Raw genomic sequence first — 20,503 nt, 5'->3', positions numbered from 1 at the left:
GTGCATGGTTGGTCAGTCGCGCGCCCCGCCGCTTTCGAGTGCGGCGAGTCCGTCCATCAGGCGGTCCAGCGCCCCCTGCGTGCGCTCCGGCGGCGTGGCGTACGAGAAGCGAATCCAGTCGTCACCGTGGTGCGAGAAGAAGGAGCCCGGCACGATCGCGACGCCGTGCTCCTCGGCGAGCACCTGGCCGAGGGCCTCCGAGCTGGACAGTCCGGCCGCCCGCAGCCACGGGGCGACGTTGAAGAAGGCGTAGTAGCCCTGGCCGAGAATCGCCGTCAGTTGCCGGGCGGCCACGAACTTGCGAACAAGTTGCCGACTGGCATTGGTGGGGCCGATGATCGGAGCCGCGGCCCGGGCAAAGCCCTGTCGAAAGGCGGCGATCGCGACGGCCTGGCTGTGGAAGCTGGGGATCACCGCGTGGGAGGCCCGGCTGGTGATGAACTTGATCACATCCTCCGACGCGATGAGGTGCGCGTTGCGTACATTCGAGCCGCCGAGCGACTTCGTGATGCCGTCGAGGATCATCACGCGCGGCCGCTCACGGGTATCGAATTGCGTGATAAACCGGTTGAGGTTCATCGGCGCTTCGTCCGTGACCCAGTGGTACATCCAGTCATAGAGCACGAAGCTCACGCCGGCGGCCAGGGCGGCCTTTCCAAGGGCGAGCTGCTCCTCCGCGGAGAGGGTCTTGCCGGTCGGGTTGTCGGGGCAGGTGATGAGGATGCCGGCGATCTGGCGGCCCTCCCGCGCAGCGAACTCGACGCACGCGCGGATGCTGTCGGCCGTGTACGCCCAGCCGGCTAGTGGGTCGCCGGGCGCGAGCAGCACGTTGGCCCCCACGCCGTAGGGGCCCCAGTTGTAGCTGATCCACGGCACGCGCGTAGTGAGCAACACGTCGCCCATGCGGCCGGCCCCGAGCGTCAGCATCGCCCCGTAGGCCTTCACGAGGATGTCACGCCCGCCTACGCCAGCGAGCACATTCTGCGGCCCGAGGCCGGTGGCGGCGTCGAGCTGCCAGTAGTCCTCGACGACGGCTTTGCGGAAGGCGTCGCAGCCGAAAGGCATGTCGTACGAGGTGCCGTGTTCGAGCTGTAACTGGTGGGCGGACTCCAGGATCGGAACGGGAACACCCGGAAGACTGGCGCCGCCGTCCCCCTGGGAGGCATCGAACACCTGCCCGCCGGGGTTGCGCTCGAGATAGGTCTTGAGCGACTTGTTGATCAGGAACATCCGCGAGGGCGGAATCGGGGCCATCTGGCCGGGGTAGTCGCAGAGTGGAATGCGCTGTTCGGGCGCGACGACATACTGGGGACCGGAGTCGCTGGCGGTCATGTTCATCTTCCTGCGGTGAGGTGCTCCCGATCGTCTCGGTCGCCAATGCCGAAGGTCGGCCGGACGCGGGCGCAACAGCCCGGCAGAGTAGCAGGTTCGGCGGAGCGATTCAAACCGGAATGCGGAGGGCGTCGGACACGCCAGTTGTTGTGCCCGGCGTGAACTTCGCCCTGGCCGGCGGTGGCTTCTTTCCGTCTACATTCCCGTGCCAATGGGCTCTGCCGCGACCGGTGCGGCGCCGTGGCCGGGGCGGTTGGCATAGATCAGCCAGTAGGCGACGGGGATCACGAACAGGGTGAAGACGGTCGATGCGAACAGCCCGAAGATCAGCGCCCACGCCAGTCCGGAAAAGATCGGGTCGATGACGATCGGGGCGGCGGACAGCATCGCCGTCGCTACCGTCAAGAGGATCGGCCGGAGTCGGACCGTGCAGCTTTCGAGGATCGCATCCACCAGGCCCCGGCCGCGCTGCAACGAGAGATGGATGAAGTCGATGATGATGACCGCCTGGCGCGTGACGATGCCGGCCAGAGCGATCATGCCGATCATGCCGGTGGCCGTGAAGAACACCGGGTCGGCGTAGCCGCCCACGTTCTGTGCGGTGAGCAGGTTCAACAACCAGAACCCCGGCATGATGCCGATGATCGTGAGTGGAATCGCGAGCATCACGACTAGCGGCAGGCCGAACGAGCGGAGTTGCGCCACGAGCAGGATATAGATCGCCACCAGCGCCGCGGCGAAGGCCAGGCCGAGATCGCGGAACACGTCGAGCGTGATCTGCCACTCGCCCTCGCCGGCGAACGTCAAGTCGAAGGTGGGCGGGATGGCCCACGCTACGCCGCCACCATTGTTGAAGTACGTGCGTGTTGCGAGGGGGGCGGGCGCCGCGCCAGATACCCAACCGTTGCCGACGTGCTCCACCGGAGTGCTGTCGCCGGTCGCGGCCAGTTCCCGCCGATCCGCGCTGATGTCCAGCACGACTTCCGCCGGGGGGCGACCCGCAATTTCTGCGAAGACGTAGACCACCCGTTGGAGGTTCTTGTGGTAGATCGTCCGCTCGACCGTGTCTTCCTCCCAGCGACCGAGTTCACTGAGCGCGGTCAGGGCCCCGTCGGCGCCCGGTACCGTCAGGCGCGCCAACTCGAAGGCCCCCGAGCGCAGCGGCTCGGGCAGGCGCAGGCGGATTGGCAGGGGCTGCCGCTCAGCCGGGTCGCGGATCGTGCCGACGGTCCGCCCGCCGAGCGTGATCGCAAACGTGTCCGCAATCTGGCGTACGGTGGTCCCATGCAAGGCGGCCTTTTCGCGGTCGACGACAAAGGTCAGGCGCCGCGGCTGCGTTTCGAGACTGGTGTCGACCTCGACGACCGCGGGCTCACGCCGCAGCCGAGCGGCGATGACTTCCGCGGTCGACGCCAACTGGTCATAGCCGTGGTGTGGCTGGCCGCGCACTTCCGCGACCAGCGTTTTGATGACCGGTGGACCGGGCGGGGATTCGACGATGCTTACGAGCGCCCGATGCTCGGTCGCAAGGGCCTCGAGCTCATCCCGCAGGGCCAGGCCCAAGGCATGACTCTGGAGCGAGCGGCTGCGCTTCTCGACGAGGTTCAGACGGATCTCCGCCACGTGCGGCCCTTGCCGCAGATAGTAGTGTCGGACGAGTCCGTTGAAGTCGATCGGCGAGGCCGTGCCGACATACGAGATGTAGTTCACGACTTCGGTGCGTGTCGCCAGCAGCGCCTCCATGGCGCGCACACAGGCGTCGGCACGCTCAAGCGTCGTGCCCTCGTCGAAGTCGAGCACCAGCAACAGCTCATTCTTGTTGTCGAAGGGCAGCATCTTCAGCGGCACGGCGCGCACAGCCGCCAGTAGACCGGTACCGACGAGCAGGGCACCCATGATGCCAAGGAAGCCCCACGCAGCCCGTCGCGACCGCAGCAGCGGGCGCATCAGGCCGGCGAACGAGCGGTACAGCTTGCTCGCCCGAACTGCGGCCGCCTGGGCTTCGTCGGGATCAACCCCGGCTCCTGCGGGTACCACGCCCTGTCCGGCGTAGCGCCGTCGCAGCACGTGGTAGGTCATCCACGGCGTGATCGTAAAGGCGACCAGCAGGGACATGAGCATGGCGATCGGCACGTTCAACGCCATCGGTCCCATGTACGGCCCCATCATGCCCGTGATGAAGAACAGCGGCAGGAAGGAGGCAATCACCGCGAAGGTGGCGGTGATCAGCGGCGGGCGGATTTCGGCGATGGCTTCAACGACAATCTCGCGCGTGGCCGCGAGGCGCATCTTGAAATGCCGCACGATGTTCTCGACGTCGACGATCGGGTCGTCGACCAGCAGGCCCAGCGAGAGGATGAGTGCGAAGAGGGTCACGCGATTGATCGAGTATCCGCACAGGTAATTCACGGTCAGCGTCAGGCCGAAGACGACCGGCACTGCGACGGCCACGATCAGCGCCTCGCGCCAGCCCAGCGCTAGCGTCAGCAGCGCAATCACGATAAACACGGCCACCGCCAACGCCTCAACCAGCTCATTGACTTTCTCGTTCGCGGTCAGGCCGGCGTTGCGCGTGACCACCAGTTCCATGTCATCCGGCACGATCTCCGCCCGCAGGCGCTCCGCCTCCGCCAGTACCGCGTTGGCCACCCAGACCGCGTTCGTGCCCCGTTTCTTCGCGATGGCAAGCGTGACAGCCGGCAGCGCCTGTCCCGTCGTCGTCGGTACCACGGCCGGCGGCCCGCACCGCTGCCCCGGGAACCCGTGGTGCGCCGGATAGTCGTGTGCGGGGCCCCAACCGTGTCGCACGAACTGCGTCACTTCGCCGGGCTCGTCCCGCACCTCGGCGACATCCTTCAAAAAGACCGGGCTCTCGCCGACCACACGCACGACGACGTCCCGCAACGCAGTCACGTCCGTGAAGGTCGGGCCCGCCGCCACCGTGACGACCTCATCGCCCCGCGCGAAACGCCCCACCGTCCGGAGCACATTCGCCCCGTCGATCGCGCGCTCCAGATCGTGAGGGCCTACGCCGTAGGCCTCCATCCGGTCAGGATCCAGCCAGACGTGCACCTGCCGTGGTTGCCCGCCGATGAGGTACGCGCGCGACGTATTCGGCACGGCGGCCAGCCGCTCGACCAGTTCCTCACCGACACGGCGTAGCGCGTGTTCATCGGCCTGCGCGCTGGTCAGCGTGAGGGTGACGATGGGTACGTCATCAATCTCGACCGGCTTCACCACCCAGCCGGTGACGCCGGGCGGCACCAGTTCGAGATGCTCGTCGATGCGTTTATACAGCTTCACCAGACTGCGCTCACGGTCCTCACCCACATAGAATCGCACCGTGATGATCGCCTGGTCGCGTTGCGACATGGAGTAGACATACTCCACCCCGTCGATCTGGTAGAGCAGCTTCTCCAGGGGTGTGCTCACCAGCCGCTCGACTTCCTCGGCCGAATGTCCCGGGAAATTCACATACACGTCGGCGAGCGGCACGATGATTTGCGGGTCTTCTTCCCGCGGGGTGACCAGCAGGGCTGCGATCCCCAGCGCCGCCGCCAGCAGTACCAGCACCAGCGACAGGTTGGAATAGAGGAAAGTACGGACAACCGCGTTCATCCAGTGGTGGGTGCCCGCCCGGCTCATGAGGCCGCTCCTGTTTCGGCGTCGCCGACCGGATCGGGCGCGTGTGTCGCCGTGCCCAGCGCGATCCGTTCACCCGCGCTCAACCCCGCCAGCACCTCGACCGTGCCATCGTCGAATTGGCGTCCCAGCCGCACGCTGCGACGCTCCAGTGCCATCGGGTTCGCGGCACCACTGGCGCGCACGACATCCACCAGGGTGAGTTGCCCGACACGCTGAACCGCCTCCGTCGGAATGACCAGGGTTTGCTCCTCCCCGAGCGGGATGATCAGCCGGCCGAACATCCCCGCGTACGCCCCCGGCGGGCACGGCCCGGTCACCTTCACCGCGAACGTGCGGCTGGCACCCTCGGCGGCGGGGACAATTTCGCTGATCTGGCCGGAGCACACCAAGTCAAGCGCATCGATGGCAACCTCAATGTCCTCTCCCACACGCATGTGCCGGGTGAGTGACTCCCGGACGCGCGCGATGAGCTGCATGTGTGTCGGATCGTAAACCCGCAACAAGGGCTGACCCGGAACGGCCGTATCGCCGACCTCGGCCAACCGGTCGACCACGACGCCGTTCAGCGGGCTGCGGAGGGTCGCATAGGAAAGCATGGTTTCCAACTCGATTTTCATCTGTGCGGCGCGCTCACTCTCGGCTGCGGCTCGGCGCAGGTCGGTGCCGGCGCGGTCGAATTCCGTCCGGGAGGCCCGCGCCTGTTCGAACAGCGCCGCAATGCGATCGTGCTCGGTGCGGGCCTGCTCATACGCGGCCTCCGCGGAGCGCTGCGCGGCCTCGGCCTGCTGCAACCGGGCTCGCAGATCAGCATCATCCAGCTGGACGAGCACGTCTCCCTCCGCGACCAGTTGCCCGGCCCGGCCGTTGATCTCAGTGATGCGTGCGAGGATTTTCGCCGATACGGCTGACTCATGCACCGCACCGACCGTCCCGACCGCAGTTTCGACCACCGGTACCGTGGCGGTCCTGACGGTCGCAGTGGATAAGCCCGGGGGCGCCGGCCGCGCGCGCCCGGTGACTTCCGTGTGGTGCGCGCGATCGATCTTCGGCGTGAATACACCCGCCAGCCAAAGCAGCAGGCCAATGACCACCAGGGTGAAGATGCCCCCGAGTGCCAATGTGCGGGCGAGGCCGCCGGATTTGCTCACACCAAGTCCTCCGGTCAGGGCGGCACCGCCGGTGCAGACTCCCTGCAGGCACGTCGGATTCCGGTGCCACTGTTCGCGCTGGCAGTATACTCCGCTGTGGACTGGCCGCACGCTTGGGTGGGAATGGAACTGTGGGCGCATCGAACATCCGTGTGCTCAGTTGCACAGGTGACTCTCAGCAGTGGCAAGGGGGGGTGCCGTGCGTTGCGGAAGTGCGCCCTTGCGAACGTGGGTTGCTCCCACTGGATGAGTATGGCCTTGCCATACACCGGGCGACTGCAAGTGAAAGGGGACCCCTGGCGCGCATCGGCGTGCTCGTTTTCAGCCGCGAAAATCCCTTCTCGCATCGGCGGACGCCACGGGTCATAATCCGACGCAGGAGTGGCGCGGCTCGGAGCCGCGCCCGGAGCCGGCACGATGAAGTACCTCCCATCACAACTGATGTACTTCCTGCGGAATCGCCGCGGCCAGCGGAACTTCGGCGCCCTGCTGCGTTTCCTCGCCGTGATCTGCTTGTTGATCTGCAGTTACAGCGTCTTTTTCCACTACCTCATGAAGTGGGAGCAGCAGGAGCACTCGTGGGTGACCGGTTTCTACTGGACTCTCACGGTCATGACGACCCTGGGTTTCGGCGACATTACCTTTGAAAGTGACCTCGGGCGGCTCTTCTCGATCGTCGTACTGTTGTCCGGCGTTGTTTTCCTGCTGTGTCTGCTGCCCTTTACCTTCATCCAGTTTTTCTATGCTCCGTGGATCGAGGCCCACGAGGCCTCGCGTACGCCGCGCGAAGCCCCCGCCACGCTCCGCGGACACGTCATCCTGACGAACTACGACCCCCTGGCGGCCGCGCTGATCAGCAAGCTCAAGCAGCAGCAGCAGCCCTACGTCCTGCTGATCCCCGATCAGGCCGAGGCCCTGCGGCTGCATGATGCGGGTTTGAATGTGGTCTTCGGTGACCTCGACCGACCGGAATCGTACACCGCGGTCCGTGTGGCCCAGGCCGCGCTGGTGGCAACGACGGCAGTCGACACCGTCAATGCCAACGTCATCGCCACTGTCCGGGAAGTGAGCGACCGGGTGCCGGTCATCGCGACGGTCAACAATGCGGCCTCGGTGGACATCCTGACGCTCGCCGGTGGCTCGCACGTCCTGCACCTGCCGGAGATGCTGGGTGCCTCACTCGCCCGGCGCGTGCTCGGCGGTGATGCGATGACGCACGTCATTGGACACTTCGACAGTCTGCTGATCGCTGAGGCCAACGCCACCCGCACCCCGCTCGTCGGCAGGACGTTGCGCGAGAACCGGCTCTCCGAACTGGGTGTGAATGTCATCGGGGTATGGGAGCGCGGACGCTTCGAAGTGGCCGGTCCTGACACGCGCATCAGTGACCACACCGTACTGCTGCTCGCCGGGACCCAGGCGCAGTTGGAGAGCTATGATGAGCACTTCTGCATTTACAACGTCTCCGCCGCCCCGGCCGTGATCCTGGGGGGCGGGCGCATCGGACGGGCCACGGCTCGCGCTCTGGAACAGCGCGGCGTCGATTACCGCATCGTGGAGAAGGTGTCTGGGCGCGTCGCCGATGAGAGCAAGCTGGTGCTGGGTGATGCCGCTGAGATTGAGGTGCTCAAAGCGGCCGGCATCATGAAGGCGCCCACGGTTCTCATTACGACCAACGACGACAACACGAATATCTATCTGACGCTGTATTGCCGCCGTCTGCGGCCGGACATCCAGATTGTGAGCCGTGCCACGCTGGAGCGCAACCTGCCGACGCTGCACCGAGCCGGGGCCGACTTCGTGATGTCACACACGTCGATGGGCGCCAATGCGATCCTGAATCTCGCGCAGCGCAGTTCCGTGCTAATGCTCGCAGAGGGCCTGGACGTCTTCAAGATCCCGGTGCCCCCGACTCTGGTGGGACGCACGCTCGCCCAGACCTCCATCCGCCGAGACACGGGCTGCACCGTCATCGCGATACGTGATCATGGTGTGACGCACATCAATCCACCACCGACCGCAATGCTGCCTGCCGGGGCTGAACTCGTGCTGATCGGCACCGTAGCGGCAGAGGCGGAGTTCTTCGAGTCCTATGCCGGGCCGCGCTGAGCGGCGCCCTCGCGGCGGCACCGTCACTCCGCCAACACGCGCACCTTGAGACTGCGGAAGCGCACCTCGTCCCCATGATCCTGCAGCAGGATGGGGCCGCGCGCGGCCTGACCGAAATCGGGTATGTCCCGGAACTTGCTGGCAGCTACGAGCGCTGCGAAGGATTCCGAGCCACGCTCGTACACCAGCACGCGATAGCCATTGAGCCAGTGCTCGATCCGGCCGTCCGGATTCGCGATGATGCGTCCGTGGTTCCATGCGCCGACGGAGCGCGGCACACCCTGCCCGTCTACCGTCCGTGCCGCTGCGACCAGGTCGTAGAGCGATGCCAGCGTGCGATTGCCCCCCACGCCGAGCTGGGCATCGGGGTGCCGCTCATCGTCGAGGATCTGATACTCGGGCCCCAGCGTGATCGTTCCGTGCCCCGTGTCCGCGGCTTGTGCGACCACGTAGTACTTGACGCCACTGTTCGCGCCCGGCGTCAGCCAGAACTCGAACTGGAGCTCGAACGCCGCAAAGGTTCGCTCGGTCACGAGATCGCCGCCGGCCTCCGCGGCGCCCGCTGCAGAGCCCCCGTCCGCCGGACGCACGACCAGCATGCCATCGCGCACCACCCAGCCGGTACGCGGGAAGGGCGCCCGCTGCGCGCCGCGCCAACCAGCGGTGGTGCGGCCGTCAAACAGGAGCTCCCAGCCCTGTGTGCGTTCCGCGGCGCTGAGCTCATTCGGGCGCAGATTCCGGATGAAGAGCTCGTCCGGGGGCGATGGCTGTCGCGGATCGGTTCGGATGCGCAGGTTCCGCCACCGCACGGTACGCCCCACGCCGGCTGCATCGGCCGCCACACCATGCACCTGCAGGGCCACGAAGCCGCGCGCGGTAGCATCGTCGATCAGGTGTGCAACCGGTTGATCATTCAACCAGGTGCGCACCGCGGTTCCGACGCACTCGATGCGGCCCGTGTGCCAGACGCCCGTTTTCAATTCCCTGCGGGCCGGCGGGTTCAACGTCACGGGATACACCCAGCCGCGCCGTGCCTCGTCATAGATACCCCCCGTGAAACCGCGCTCCGACGGATCGATTTCGTACTGGTAGCCGTGCACTCGGCCGTCCAGGATCTCGGGCGTGCTGAGACTGCGGAACTGCACGCCGGAGTTCACACCCGCCTCGATCCGGAACTCGAATTCGAGCACGAAGTCGCCGAAGGTCTGTTCCGTGGTGAGGAATGTGTTCGCGGGATCTGCGACGAAGGTTCCCACGATGGCGCCGTCCTCGACGTGAAAGGGGGCCGACCCGCCCAGCTTCTTCCAACCGGAGAGGTCCCGCCCGTTGAACAGCGGAATCCAGCCCTCCTGGGCAGCACCGGTCGAAACGGTCAGTGCCAGCACCAGCACGCTGCCAACGACCGTCCGGGCTGAATCCTGCCTCATCAAGCGCCACCTTCCAGGCAAGCGCGCTGCATGCACCTACAACGCGTGATAGGGGGCCCGCCGCGGCCGCTCGAGCCAGCGGCTGGCCCCTTCATCTCCGATGATCCGTTCGCGGACCGGGTCCCAGCGCAAAGGTCGACCGAGCCACAGCGCGATGTTGCCGAGGTGGCAAACGGTTGCGGAGCGGTGACCGATCTCCGCGGTGGCGATGGGTTGCCGCCGGGTACGGAGACAGGCGAGCCAGTCGGAGTGATGATTGTCGCTCTGCGGAAGCTGCGCATCGGTGGCTCGCAGGCGGTAATTCCGCAACGACGCGGGCCAGGTCTGCAAGTGTCCGCGGTCCACCTCGAGGCGGCCCTCCGTTCCGTCGAAGAGGATGCCGCGCCGACCATCCTTGATGACCTCGACCCCACCGGGATAGTGGTAGGTCAGCCCGCGCGTCGGGTCGAACTCGGACGCACCCGTGCCTTCGATGATGCGCGGGAGCCGTGACCAGTCATACGGTCCGGGCGGCGGGACAATTTCGAGCGGACCACTCGCGTCCATGGCGAGCGCCCACTGCACGATGTCGAAGTGGTGTGCCCCCCAGTCCGTCATCTTGCCGCCGGAATAGTCACGCAGCCGCCGCCAGCCGTCATCGAAATTGGAGCCGCAGCGCAGCTTGTGAAACGGCGCCCACGGGGCGGGGCCTAGCCAGCGGTCATAGTCCAGGCCGGGCGGTGTCGGCTGCGTGGGCAGCACCTCCGCGCGCGAGCACGGTCCGACCTCGACGTGGACGCGCCGCACGGTGCCGAGCAGGCCGCTGCGCACCAGCTCACACGCCCGGCGAAACTCGGCACTCGAGCGCTGCTGACTGCCGGTCTGCACGATGCGGCCGTACCGCTGCGCCGCCGCGACCACGGCTCGGCCCTCGCCGATCGTCAGCGTGAGCGGTTTCTCGCAGTAGACATCCTTGCCCGCGCGGCAAGCGGCGATTGTCATGATCGCGTGCCAGTGGTCCGGTGTAGCGATGAGGACCGCGTCGATGTCCGGCCGCGCCAGGAGCTGCTCGTACTCGTTGTAGGCCGCACAGTCGGCGTACGTGCCGCTGCGTCGCTGTTCGGCGTAGTGCTGGTTGACGGTTTGCCGGGCAACCGTGCGGGCCTCGGTATCGACATCGCACACGGCGACGAGTTGCACATCGGAGCGGCCAAGCAACGTCTGCACGTGCCCGCGCCCCATCTTCTTCACGCCGATGATGCCGAGCGTGATGCGTTCGGACGGTGGTGTGCCCGCGGAGTTCCCGAGCACCGTGGCGGGAACGATGTGGAAGGTCGCCCACGCCGCGCCGGCCACACCCGTGGTGCGCAGAAAGCTGCGGCGGCTGACACGGGTGGCGTCGTGCGGAGGCGCAGGTCGACCGGTCATGAGATGGCTCCGTGCGGCGCAGCGTGTCGCATTTCACCGCGGCCGTCAACCGCATACCCACGCGACGTACGCGGCCCCGCGGACACGTTTCGCCGGGCCGCCGTCCGCCTTACAATGCGCAGCGGAGGATCACAAACCATGTGCATTCGCACCCTGTTTCCGATCGTGGCGGTGTTGGCGCTGGTTTCCACCGGCCGCACTCAGGACGATGCGACCCCTGAGACCGCCGGTGTGCTGAATGGCATTGATGTCCTGGCGCGCGACGGTTTTCGTCCGCTCGCGGGTCGGAAGGTCGGGCTCATCACCAATCACACCGGGGTTGACCGTCACGGTCGCTCGACGATCGAACTGCTGAAAGCCGCGCCCGACGTGGAACTCTTGAAGCTCTTCAGTCCCGAGCACGGCCTCAAGGGTGTGCTGGATGAGAAGGTCGGTGACAGCCAGGATCCCCTGACCGGCCTGAAGGTGTACAGTCTCTACGGCGATACGTACCGGCCAACACCGGAGATGCTCGCCGGAATCGATACGCTGGTCTTCGACATCCAGGACATCGGCGCTCGCTTCTACACCTACATCGCGACGATGGGCTTCGCCATGGAGGAAACCGCCCGGCACGACCTCCGCTTCGTCGTGCTCGATCGGCCGAACCCGATCACCGGGGTGCACGTTTATGGCCCCTACAACGATCGACTGGATCTTTTCACGGCCTACCACCGCATCCCGCTGGTCCACGGTATGACGGTAGGTGAACTCGCGAAGCTGTTCGATGCCGAGCGCGAACTGGGGCTCGACCTGCACATCGTGCCGCTCGAGGGCTGGCGCCGCAGCATGTGGTTCGATGAGACGCTCCAGCCCTGGATCAACCCCTCACCCAACATGCGCTCGCTGACGCAGGCCGCGCTCTACCCGGCCATCGGGCTCATTGAAGCATGCAATGTCTCCGTCGGCCGTGGCACGGACACGCCTTTCGAACGCTTCGGGGCCCCGTGGATGGAAGGCCGACCACTGGCCGCGAAGCTGAACGGGGTAGGTCTGAAAGGCGTACGTTTCGTGCCGTTCCGCTTCACGCCGATCAGCAGCAAATTCGCGCACCAGGAATGCGGTGGCGTGCAGGTGCTGCTGACCGATCGCGAGGCGTTCGACCCACTCGAGACCGGGCTGACAATCGTACGTGTGCTGCATGACCTGTACGGGGATAAGTTCGAGGTGCAGGCGGTTGATCGGTTGCTCTTCCAGAAGGAGCTGCTGGCGAAGGTGCTTGAGCCCGGGACCCGGCCGCCCTACACGACATTGTGGCAGCGCGACCTCGACGACTTCGCACCGCGGCGGGCGAAGTTCCTGTTGTACGACTAATCGCAGCGCGCCGCCCTGCTTGTGCGATGTTGTCTCGGAGCAACTTAGCCGGGATCGAGCTCATACCGCAGCCACACCACTCCCCCGCCAAGCTTCTGGACCAGCTCCAACCGTAACGGGCGCGCCGCCGCTGCCGTGGTTGTCTCGTAAAAGAAAGTGTGGGCCGAGGTGCCCCCGACAATCTCCGGATGCACCAGGACGCTCAACTCGTCCACCAGGCCGGCCCGCAACAACGCTCCACTGAGGGCCCCACCGCTATCCACCCGCACACGCCGGATCCCGTGACGCTGATGCAGAAACACCAGCGCCGCCGCCAGGTCCACGTGCGCCTGTCCTACGGTCCAGACGACGACCCCGGCGGCCTCGGCCGCCGCCCGTGCAGCCGCGGGCGTACGCTCGGAATGCAGCACCACGACCCCGCGCCAGAAAGGCGCCGCAACAAGCGCCGCCCAAGACGTCACGCGTCCGCCGCTGTCGGTCACGACCAGCAGTGGCCGCTCGGATTGCTTCGTGTCGGCCGGTGAGTCATCTGTCTCGGCGGTAACGGCGTCCAGTTCTGCCGCCAGCAACGTATCCGCGCCGGTCAGCGTCGCATCCTCCCCGAAGGCGCTGGCAATGCCATAGTAGAGCTCGAGGTTCGGGTTGAATCCCACCGTGCGGCCGTCCACGCTCACTGCGACGTGTACGATCACGTGAGGAAGCATGTGTCGAACTCCGTTCTCCCGACGCACCACCCACCGCCGCCACTGCGGCGTGCTCCCCATGTCATGATCTTACCACGACTGGTGTTCCCGTGCCCTCAGACCGCGAGCAGTGGTGATACGGTCGTGCGGCTCGCCACGTGCAGTGGAAACTCGGCCCCGAGGGCGGTTCGATGGGTCCGCAGTGCCGTCGCGGGGGTATTGTTCTCGGCGCTCAGGTGCGCCAGCATCACCCACTGCGGTTGGAAGAGCGCGCCGCGCAACACCTCCGCCGACTCCGCGTTGGAGATGTGCCCGCCGCGTCCCCGGATGCGCTCTTTCAATGATTCGGGATAAGGGCCGTGGGCCAGCATGTCCTCGTCGTAGTTGCTTTCGAGGTAAGCCGCGTCGAGTGTCGGGATCACGGACCGCAGCGCTGGGAAGACGTGGCCGAGGTCGGTGAGAATGCCGAGCCGCTTGCCCTCGGCTTCAATGATGAACGCGACGCTTTCTGCGGCATCGTGCGGCGTCGGCAGCGTATGCACCCGTACCGCGCCGAAGTCCAGCGTGGACCCGGCCGTAAAGCTGCGTACGTCACGCAGCTTGCCGGCCGTCGGTCGCAGCGCGTGCTCGGTGGCGGGCGTGGCGTAGAGCGGGACGTTCAGCAGGCGATGGCAAACCCCCGCGCCGCGGATGTGGTCCTGGTGCCGGTGAGACAGGATCAAAGCATCCAGCCGCCGCGCATCGTGCCCGTGTACGGCGAGACGTTGCCGGACCTGCAAGGCGCTCACCCCCGCGTCAAAGAGCAGGCGAACGCCGCACGCCTCGACGTACGTGGCGTTGCCGCACGATCCTGATTGGAGGGAGCAGGTCACCATGCTGCTCAGTATAGCGGCGTGACCCTCATACAATCCGCCGATGGATTCCCTGACGCATACGCTGGTGGGCGCGGCCCTCGCCAAGACCCGCCTTGGCCGCGCGGCCCGCTGCGCGCCGCTCGGGCTCGTGCTGGGTGCCAACCTGCCGGACTTCGAGAACCTTGTTCTCGCATTCGCTGACAAGCCAACCAACATGATTCAGCACCGCAGCATTACGCACGCCCTACTCGGAGTCGCGGTGCTCATCCCGCTGTGGGCCATGCTGCTGCACGCGCTCAGCCGGCGTTTCCCCGGTAGGGGGCCGCCCAGCCGGCTCCGTCCGCTGCTGCTCGGGACGGCGCTGGCCGTGGGCTCGCACCCCCTATTGGACTGGATGAATACCTATGGCATCCGGCCATGGCTGCCCTTCGATGAGACGTGGTATCACGGCGATCTCGTCTTCATCATCGATCCGTGGATCTGGTTGCTGCTGTTTGGCGCGACGTGCCTGGCGGGGCCACGCAGCCGTGGGGGGGGCTGGGTGCTCGCCGCGCTCGGCGCTGCTCTGACCGTGCTGCTGTGGTGGACGGAGCCGATGACGGTGCCGGTACTACCGTGGGTGTGGCTGCTCGGCATGGTGTTGTTCGCGGTGGGTCGCCACGCGGGATTCGGCCGCCGCCACGGCGACCTCGTCGTGACGTCCGCATTCGTGCTCTGTGCTGGGCATGTCGGTCTGCTGGCTTGGTCGGGCACGGCGGCCTGGCACCAGAGTCAGCCCGTCCTGGCGGCGCAGATTCCCGCGGGCGAATCGGTGCGCGGATTCACCCGTAGCCCGCAACCCGCGAACCCCTTTCGCTGGGAGATCATCGTCGAGACGGATGCAGCGATCTATCGACACCCGGTGACACCGTTCGAGCCGCCGGGTGGGCTGGTGCGCCTGCCTCATGGGCGTGAGGACCCGCGCGTGCGGGCGCTGGTGGACCCGCGGGCGTATGCGGCGTGGCGCCGCTTCGCTCGGCATCCGGTCGCGCGCGTTGCACGGCACGAGTCCGGTCAGCGCGTCTACCTGCTGGATGCCCGCTACGGCCTCTTTCCGCCGCGCGATTTCGCGAGTTTCACGCTGGACTTTCCCCCCTAGCGGGTCCGCGGACTCCCCCGCAGCGTGCAGCCCGTACTTGGCCTGCTACAATGCCGGGCGATCCCGGAGGTCCAGATGTCCACGGCCATAGCCCGCAAAATTGCGGCCGACATGCGTGCCGCATCCTTCATCCGTGAGATGTTCGAAGTCGGCCGTAAACTCAAGGCCCAGTACGGTGCCGAGAACGTCTTCGACTTTTCCCTCGGCAACCCCAATGCCACGCCACCGGCAGCATTTTTCGACGCGGTTCGCGCCGTTGCGGCCGAGTACGAACCCGCTCGCCACCGCTACATGCCGAACGCCGGCTTCGACGAGGCCCGTGCGGCCGTCGCAGGATATGTCCGGAGTGAATATGACTTGCCGATGGAACCCGAGGCCGTCATTCTGACCAGCGGTGCGGCCGGCGGTCTGAATGTGTTCCTGCATGCGATCTGCGATCCGGGTGACGAGGTCATCGTCCTCGCGCCGTACTTCCCCGAGTACCGTTTCTACATCGAGCACGCCCACGCTACGGTTGTGCCCGTACAGACCGACGTCGAGTTTCAGCCCGATCTCGCGGCCCTGCGCGCGGCGGTCACACCGCGTACCCGCGCGGTGCTGGTCAACTCGCCGAACAATCCAACGGGCGCGGTCTACACGCAGCCCGCTTGCGATGCGCTGGCCGACTGGCTCCGCGGGATCGACAGCCCGGCGCGCCCCATCTACCTGCTGCTCGACGAACCGTACCGCCGCATCGTCTTCGATGAAGAGCGCTGTCCCAGCTCTGTCGGCCGGTATCATCGCACGATCCTGATCTCCAGCTATTCGAAGGATCTCAGTATTGCCGGTGAGCGGGCCGGCTACATCGCCCTGCCGGCGGAGGTTCCCGACCGCGGGTTGCTGCTCGGGGCCTGCACCACGCTGAATCGCACGCTTGGTTTCGTGAACTGTCCCGCCTTCATGCAGCGGGTCATCGCGCGCTGCGCGGGAGCCCGCTGCGACGTGGCCTTCTACCGTACGAACCGCGATCTGCTCTGCGACGGCTTGCGTGCGATCGGCTACGAGCTTGTCCAGCCCCGCGGGGCGCTTTATGCCTTCCCGCGCACCCCGCTGGCCGATGACCGTGCCTTCATCGACCTGCTGCTGCGCCACAAGGTCCTTGCCACGCCGGGGAGCGGTTTCGGCCGCCCCGGGCATATGCGCCTGAGCTTCTGCGTCGATCGCGCTACGATCGAACGCGGAATCGCACCGTTGCGAGCCGCTTTCGAAGAGGCGCGCGGGCGCTAGGGACCGAGCTCCCGCCTATTCCATCTTCCAATCTCAGGAGCTCCAGGCCCATGCTCACCTTGTGCACCCCACGTCGGCTCGCGATTCCTCTCTCGATGGGCGCACTGCTGCTGGGGACCGGCTGTGCTGCCACTGGTGAACGGCATACCTACGTCGTTTCCGCCGCTGAGGTGCCCAACCTGTTACGGCAACGTGAAACGCTGCACGTGCTGGATGTACGGCCCGCCGAGGACTACGCCTTCGGTCATGTCCCCGGTGCGGTCTCCGTCGATCCGGACCGCTGGAAGACGCTGAGTCTGACGGAGGACACCGGCCTGAACCAACGCGACTATTGGCACCGCGAGTTTGGCGAGCTGGGCATCAGTGGGCGGGAAACGATCCTGATCTATGACGATGGCCGCATGACCGAGGCCGCCCGGCTGTGGTTCATTCTGCAGCTTTACGGGGCGCACGAAGTCAAGATCCTCAACGGCGGATACCCAGCCCTCGCCGAACAGATCGCGCACGGTCGACTCGAGCTGCGCTCTGGTGCCACTGCACCGACGCCGACCACCTTCGATCCGTCGCCCAGCGAGCACCCGCCGGTACGGCTGGTGGAGCGCGCCGGGGTGAAGTCGGCCGTTACCGGCCTGACTGCGCAAATCTTCGATGCCCGTTCTGCGGCGGAATTTGCCGGGAACGATCTCCGCAAGAATGCGCGCGGCGGGCACCTGCCCGGCGCGCGGCATATCGCTCACACCGAATTGCTTGATGCACGGAATTGCCTGCGCCCACCTTCCGAGCTGCGCCATCGACTGACGGCTGCGGGATTCGAACCAGGCCGGCCCCTCATCACCCATTGCGACGGAGGCGGGCGGGCTTCACTGGCTGCTCTGGCAGCAGTCGAAGCGGGTTTCGGCCCGGTAGAGAACTACTACTTGTCCTTCGGAGACTGGGCGGGCGACCTCTCCTGCCCGGTCGTCGTACCCGACCCCCCGGCTTCCGCGGCGGAATAGCTCGCAGAGCTAAACATACAGATCGCCCGTCGTCTGCCCACTCGTCAGGCAGCGTGGTAACATCTTTGCAGCATGTGTGGTTCGCTCTGTTTTGGTCTGATAAGAATCATGCTCTGGTGGGTATGGCAGCATGTTCCGTGCGTGCAACGTTATCGTTTTCGGACCTCGGGTTGACCATGGCATGAGCGGGGGCCTATGCTCGGACATAGGCAGATTACGGTTTCGAGGTTCGCACCCGTGGGGGGATCGGCCGATATTGGCTGAAAAGGCCCCTTTTACCGAGTTACTCTGGAGGTTCAGCGTTGCGTACGTCATGGCAGCAATCCGTTATCGGTTTGGTTCTCTTTGCAGGGTTGGGGATGGGTACCGCACTGGCGACCACGCAGACGATCGCGACTTTCGCCGACCCGGCACTCGATGGCAGCACACCTTTGTTCACGGTAACCGACACCGAACTCAGTGGCGGGTGGAGCGGCACCCATCTACGACTGCGCACGCCGATCAGCGGGCAGGAGTTTGAGAACGTTACCTTCACGATGACGCCAATAAGCCGCACAAACGGCACGCTGGGTGCGGGGACAATCGAGTTCTTCCGCAGTGCGGCCGACGGTGGAGCGTTGATTCTCCGGATTCAGTTCACTTCCGGTCTGCTGTTCGACCAGGGGTTTTCTGCGAGTTCACTCGCCGGGAATGGCGTGACCTTCTCTGGCCCGATCATTGCAGCCACGATGGAGAGCGAGCAGTTCTCATTCAGCTTCGCCAATACCGTGGTCAACGGCACCACACGGTCGCACACGGCTACATTTTCTTCCTCGGGCACGGTGGCGAGTACTGGTGGCGGCGGTGACAACGGCGGAGGCACCGGAGGCGGTGGAACGGGTGGTGGGGATACAGGTGGCGGTGGTACGGGTGGCGGCGGAACCGGTGGTGGGGATACCGGTGGCGGCACGGGCGGCGGCGGCACGGGCGGCGGCACGACGAACCCTGGCGGTTCCGGTGGCGATCAGTCGTCCGACAACAATAACAACAACGGTTCGGGCGGTGGTGCCGGGACTGGTGACGATCAAGGCCTGGGACAGGGTGATGAGTTGCCATTGGAAGATTTTCGGCCCTTATGCGGTCTTCCTTGTACGGTCAGCATGCTGCCGTTGATGGCGCTCGGGATTGCAGCCATGATGCGGTTCCGCCCACGCCGCCTGCGTTAAGCGGCGCTCTGCGGCGACACGCTTCGAGAGTAACTCCCAATTCGATCAGCGGCGTCCCGGGCGAAGGAATCGCCCGAGACGCCGCGCTTGTTTACCACGGATGTGCAGCCCTGGGATCAGGATTTGTGCCGCTTCCGGGCAGCGCTGCGGCGCGCCGTGCTGGTCGGCGGGGGACCTTCCTGGGTTCCGGGTGGTGCCACGAACGGCGGGACATCCGGCCGGGCCAGGCGCAGCTTGGGGGATAGTAGCTTCGGGAAGGTCCCGTGGGGCTCGATCTGGTACCAGTAAGCGGTGCTCGAGTAGTCGTTACTGAGCTTGTTGTTATGGCCGTGCTCGATGGTGACCTGGATGGACTTCTCGAAGCGGATGGGGTCTTCGATGTGGAAGCGGTAGAGCGAATTCTTGCCGCGGAAGGGCCAGAACTGATCTTCGCGGCCCCACTCGGAGCCGTTGTACTGGGTGATGCCGCAATACGGGGAACTGTAGGGTGTGCGCGGGCAATACGCGGTGCTGAAGTAATCCTCCGTGCCGGTACCGTGGATCCCCGGCGGCCACTTTTCACCGTCGATGAAGATCATGTCGTCGCCCTCACCATACCAGTCGTTCTTCTCACGCTGGAAGCAGTCGATGTCGAGGTGACAACCCACGTACTGGCCACGGCCGCGGGCGTCGAGGAGGACGTAGTTATCGGCGCCGGTGGTGTTGGGGGTCTTCCAATAGCGGCGGAGGTTCTCGATGTTGGGTGCGCCCTTCAGGTCCTTGCGGCCCCAGCCCTCGGTGGGATTCTCGCGGCGCCACTGGGCATGGAAATAGGCCAGCTCTTCCTCCCAGGCGGGGTACTTTTCGTAATCTACGTAGTAATACAGGTTCTGCGGGGCGTGCCACTCGCTGTGTACCTCGATGCGGGCGTGACGGGCGAAGGGCATCGGGAACCAGGAGTTCATGGCCCGCCCGCCGTCCGGGTTCATCTGGAGCGGGAGGGACCAGAAGAGCTTGCAGATGCCGAAACCGCCGCCGAAGAAGTCGGCAAGGGGGACTTCGACGCTGGGGGTCTTTTCGCCGTCCCACCACATGCGGAGGACGGTACTGCGCATCGCGTCGCGGTCGTGCGCGAGGGAATCCGTGAGCCAGATGTGCTTGATGCAGCCGGGGCCGTCGATCTCGGCCATGGTGTGGCGCTGGCCGGGCTCGATGACGACCCAGTCGGTGTTGCCGCCGGTGCGGTCATAGCTGCTGGAGCGCAGGGACTTGAAGTCGCGCAGCCGCGCGAGGGAGGCGAGGGACGAGTAGCCGATCTGCATGGGGTACTCCGGGTTCAGGTTTGTAGGGCACAGGTGGACAGGATCGCCGCAGAAGCACGGCCGAACAAGCACGCGGCCACGATTTTGCCGCCCGCCGCGCGCTCCTCAGCCGCACGTTGCTCTCTCGCGCGTGCCACCAGGCGTGCCCCCGTCACACCCGCGCAGGCGGGGGTCCAGACGCGCAGCGCGACCCCCCTCCCTCTCAGGGAGGGGTTGGGGGAGGGTGCGGCCCCAGCAGACGGAAGATCGCTTTCGCGTTGCGTCCGACCAGCGCAAAGACGATGATCTCGCATGCGCCGCGCGCTTGTCGCCGGCGGACAAATGGGGAGTGCATTATGGCGCTGACAAAGTGCCCTGATTGTGGCGGCAACGTCTCGACAGCGGCGGTGGCCTGCCCTGCATGTGGCTGTCCCGTCACCTCGCGTTGAGCGATCCGGAAGGGCGACGATCCGCGCGCCTGCCCGCGATGTGGATCATCGGCAGTCGGGAAGGTGAGGGGCCTACAAGGGCTACAGGAGGTCATCACTTTCATTGTGCTCTTCCTGCTGCTGATCATTCCCGGCTTCGTCGACTACAGCTACATCGAAACGGTCCCGTACTGCTCGGGCGGTGGGCATCGCGTGCGTAAATGACACGCCCG

General features: G+C 65.9%; 15 protein-coding genes. 7 read left to right on the top strand and 8 right to left on the bottom strand.

What is annotated here, in order from left to right; translation table 11 throughout:
* Positions 1-12: 12 nt before the first annotated feature.
* The 3 genes from IPM18_02915 to IPM18_02905 form a co-directional block, all read right to left on the bottom strand.
* Positions 13-1,332, bottom strand: coding sequence for a pyridoxal phosphate-dependent aminotransferase (locus tag IPM18_02915; GenBank protein MBK9118541.1), 1,320 nt, complete (start codon positions 1,330-1,332; stop codon positions 13-15).
* Positions 1,333-1,527: 195 nt separating this feature from the next.
* On the bottom strand, positions 1,528-4,950 hold the full coding sequence (locus IPM18_02910; GenBank protein ID MBK9118540.1) for an efflux RND transporter permease subunit: 3,423 nt from the start codon (positions 4,948-4,950) through the stop codon (positions 1,528-1,530).
* A 23-nt stretch (positions 4,951-4,973) separates the two neighbouring features.
* Positions 4,974-6,125, bottom strand: a complete 1,152-nt coding sequence (locus IPM18_02905) for an efflux RND transporter periplasmic adaptor subunit (protein MBK9118539.1) — start codon at positions 6,123-6,125, stop codon at positions 4,974-4,976.
* A 417-nt stretch (positions 6,126-6,542) separates the two neighbouring features.
* Here IPM18_02905 and IPM18_02900 point away from each other — a divergent pair, with 417 nt between their 5' ends.
* The gene (locus tag IPM18_02900; GenBank protein ID MBK9118538.1) at positions 6,543-8,234 is read left to right on the top strand and encodes an NAD-binding protein; all 1,692 of its coding nucleotides are present in this window, start codon (positions 6,543-6,545) and stop codon (positions 8,232-8,234) included.
* A gap of 23 nt (positions 8,235-8,257) precedes the next feature.
* Here IPM18_02900 and IPM18_02895 read toward each other — a convergent pair whose 3' ends face one another.
* The gene (locus IPM18_02895; protein MBK9118537.1) at positions 8,258-9,661 is read right to left on the bottom strand and encodes a DUF1080 domain-containing protein; all 1,404 of its coding nucleotides are present in this window, start codon (positions 9,659-9,661) and stop codon (positions 8,258-8,260) included.
* A 36-nt stretch (positions 9,662-9,697) separates the two neighbouring features.
* Positions 9,698-11,068, bottom strand: a complete 1,371-nt coding sequence (locus IPM18_02890) for a Gfo/Idh/MocA family oxidoreductase (GenBank protein ID MBK9118536.1) — start codon at positions 11,066-11,068, stop codon at positions 9,698-9,700.
* A gap of 138 nt (positions 11,069-11,206) precedes the next feature.
* Here IPM18_02890 and IPM18_02885 point away from each other — a divergent pair, with 138 nt between their 5' ends.
* Complete coding sequence (locus IPM18_02885; protein MBK9118535.1) at positions 11,207-12,421, top strand: DUF1343 domain-containing protein; 1,215 nt, start codon at positions 11,207-11,209, stop codon at positions 12,419-12,421.
* 44 nt (positions 12,422-12,465) lie between these two features.
* Here the strand turns inward: IPM18_02885 and IPM18_02880 are convergent, their stop codons facing one another.
* Together IPM18_02880 and IPM18_02875 are read right to left on the bottom strand one after the other, a co-directional pair.
* Positions 12,466-13,125 (bottom strand): RibD family protein, encoded by a 660-nt coding sequence (locus tag IPM18_02880; protein MBK9118534.1) that lies wholly within the window; start codon positions 13,123-13,125, stop codon positions 12,466-12,468.
* 95 nt (positions 13,126-13,220) lie between these two features.
* Entirely contained in the window at positions 13,221-13,979 is a 759-nt protein-coding gene (locus tag IPM18_02875) for an MBL fold metallo-hydrolase (GenBank protein MBK9118533.1), read from the bottom strand.
* Between the two features lie 40 nt (positions 13,980-14,019).
* Between IPM18_02875 and IPM18_02870 the strand changes: the two genes are divergently transcribed.
* The 4 genes from IPM18_02870 to IPM18_02855 all read left to right on the top strand — a co-directional run bounded on the left by IPM18_02870 (position 14,020) and on the right by IPM18_02855 (position 18,562).
* A complete protein-coding gene (locus tag IPM18_02870) occupies positions 14,020-15,096 on the top strand; it encodes a metal-dependent hydrolase (protein MBK9118532.1) in 1,077 nt (358 codons plus the stop codon).
* Between the two features lie 75 nt (positions 15,097-15,171).
* On the top strand, positions 15,172-16,362 hold the full coding sequence (locus IPM18_02865; protein ID MBK9118531.1) for a pyridoxal phosphate-dependent aminotransferase: 1,191 nt from the start codon (positions 15,172-15,174) through the stop codon (positions 16,360-16,362).
* A 50-nt stretch (positions 16,363-16,412) separates the two neighbouring features.
* Entirely contained in the window at positions 16,413-17,357 is a 945-nt protein-coding gene (locus IPM18_02860; GenBank protein ID MBK9118530.1) for a sulfurtransferase, read from the top strand.
* Between the two features lie 302 nt (positions 17,358-17,659).
* Positions 17,660-18,562: a hypothetical protein gene (locus IPM18_02855; protein MBK9118529.1), complete on the top strand. Its 903-nt coding sequence runs from the start codon at positions 17,660-17,662 to the stop codon at positions 18,560-18,562.
* Between the two features lie 116 nt (positions 18,563-18,678).
* Here IPM18_02855 and IPM18_02850 read toward each other — a convergent pair whose 3' ends face one another.
* Positions 18,679-19,863 carry a DUF2961 domain-containing protein gene (locus IPM18_02850; protein ID MBK9118528.1) on the bottom strand — a complete coding sequence of 395 codons (1,185 nt, stop codon included), beginning with the start codon at positions 19,861-19,863 and terminating at the stop codon, positions 18,679-18,681.
* A 491-nt stretch (positions 19,864-20,354) separates the two neighbouring features.
* On the opposite strand from IPM18_02850, the gene IPM18_02845 reads away from it, so the two are divergent.
* Complete coding sequence (locus tag IPM18_02845; GenBank protein ID MBK9118527.1) at positions 20,355-20,495, top strand: hypothetical protein; 141 nt, start codon at positions 20,355-20,357, stop codon at positions 20,493-20,495.
* Positions 20,496-20,503 lie beyond the last annotated feature (8 nt).

The sequence above is a fragment of the Phycisphaerales bacterium genome (genome assembly GCA_016716475.1).
Classification (GTDB): domain Bacteria; phylum Planctomycetota; class Phycisphaerae; order UBA1845; family Fen-1342; genus JADJWG01.
Note: the sequence above shows the minus strand (reverse complement) of the source record. Positions and strands in the feature narration are given on the sequence as shown.

Bases quoted from the DNA above. Each gene is read 5' to 3' on its own strand.
- IPM18_02915 (MBK9118541.1), bottom strand. From the start codon at position 1,332: ATGACCGCCAGCGACTCCGGTCCCCAGTATGTCGTCGCGCCCGAACAG.
- IPM18_02910 (MBK9118540.1), bottom strand. From the start codon at position 4,950: ATGAACGCGGTTGTCCGTACTTTCCTCTATTCCAACCTGTCGCTGGTG.
- IPM18_02900 (MBK9118538.1), top strand. From the start codon at position 6,543: ATGAAGTACCTCCCATCACAACTGATGTACTTCCTGCGGAATCGCCGC.
- IPM18_02895 (MBK9118537.1), bottom strand. From the start codon at position 9,661: ATGAGGCAGGATTCAGCCCGGACGGTCGTTGGCAGCGTGCTGGTGCTG.
- IPM18_02890 (MBK9118536.1), bottom strand. From the start codon at position 11,068: ATGACCGGTCGACCTGCGCCTCCGCACGACGCCACCCGTGTCAGCCGC.
- IPM18_02885 (MBK9118535.1), top strand. From the start codon at position 11,207: ATGTGCATTCGCACCCTGTTTCCGATCGTGGCGGTGTTGGCGCTGGTT.
- IPM18_02880 (MBK9118534.1), bottom strand. From the start codon at position 13,125: ATGCTTCCTCACGTGATCGTACACGTCGCAGTGAGCGTGGACGGCCGC.
- IPM18_02875 (MBK9118533.1), bottom strand. From the start codon at position 13,979: ATGGTGACCTGCTCCCTCCAATCAGGATCGTGCGGCAACGCCACGTAC.
- IPM18_02870 (MBK9118532.1), top strand. From the start codon at position 14,020: ATGGATTCCCTGACGCATACGCTGGTGGGCGCGGCCCTCGCCAAGACC.
- IPM18_02865 (MBK9118531.1), top strand. From the start codon at position 15,172: ATGTCCACGGCCATAGCCCGCAAAATTGCGGCCGACATGCGTGCCGCA.
- IPM18_02860 (MBK9118530.1), top strand. From the start codon at position 16,413: ATGCTCACCTTGTGCACCCCACGTCGGCTCGCGATTCCTCTCTCGATG.
- IPM18_02850 (MBK9118528.1), bottom strand. From the start codon at position 19,863: ATGCAGATCGGCTACTCGTCCCTCGCCTCCCTCGCGCGGCTGCGCGAC.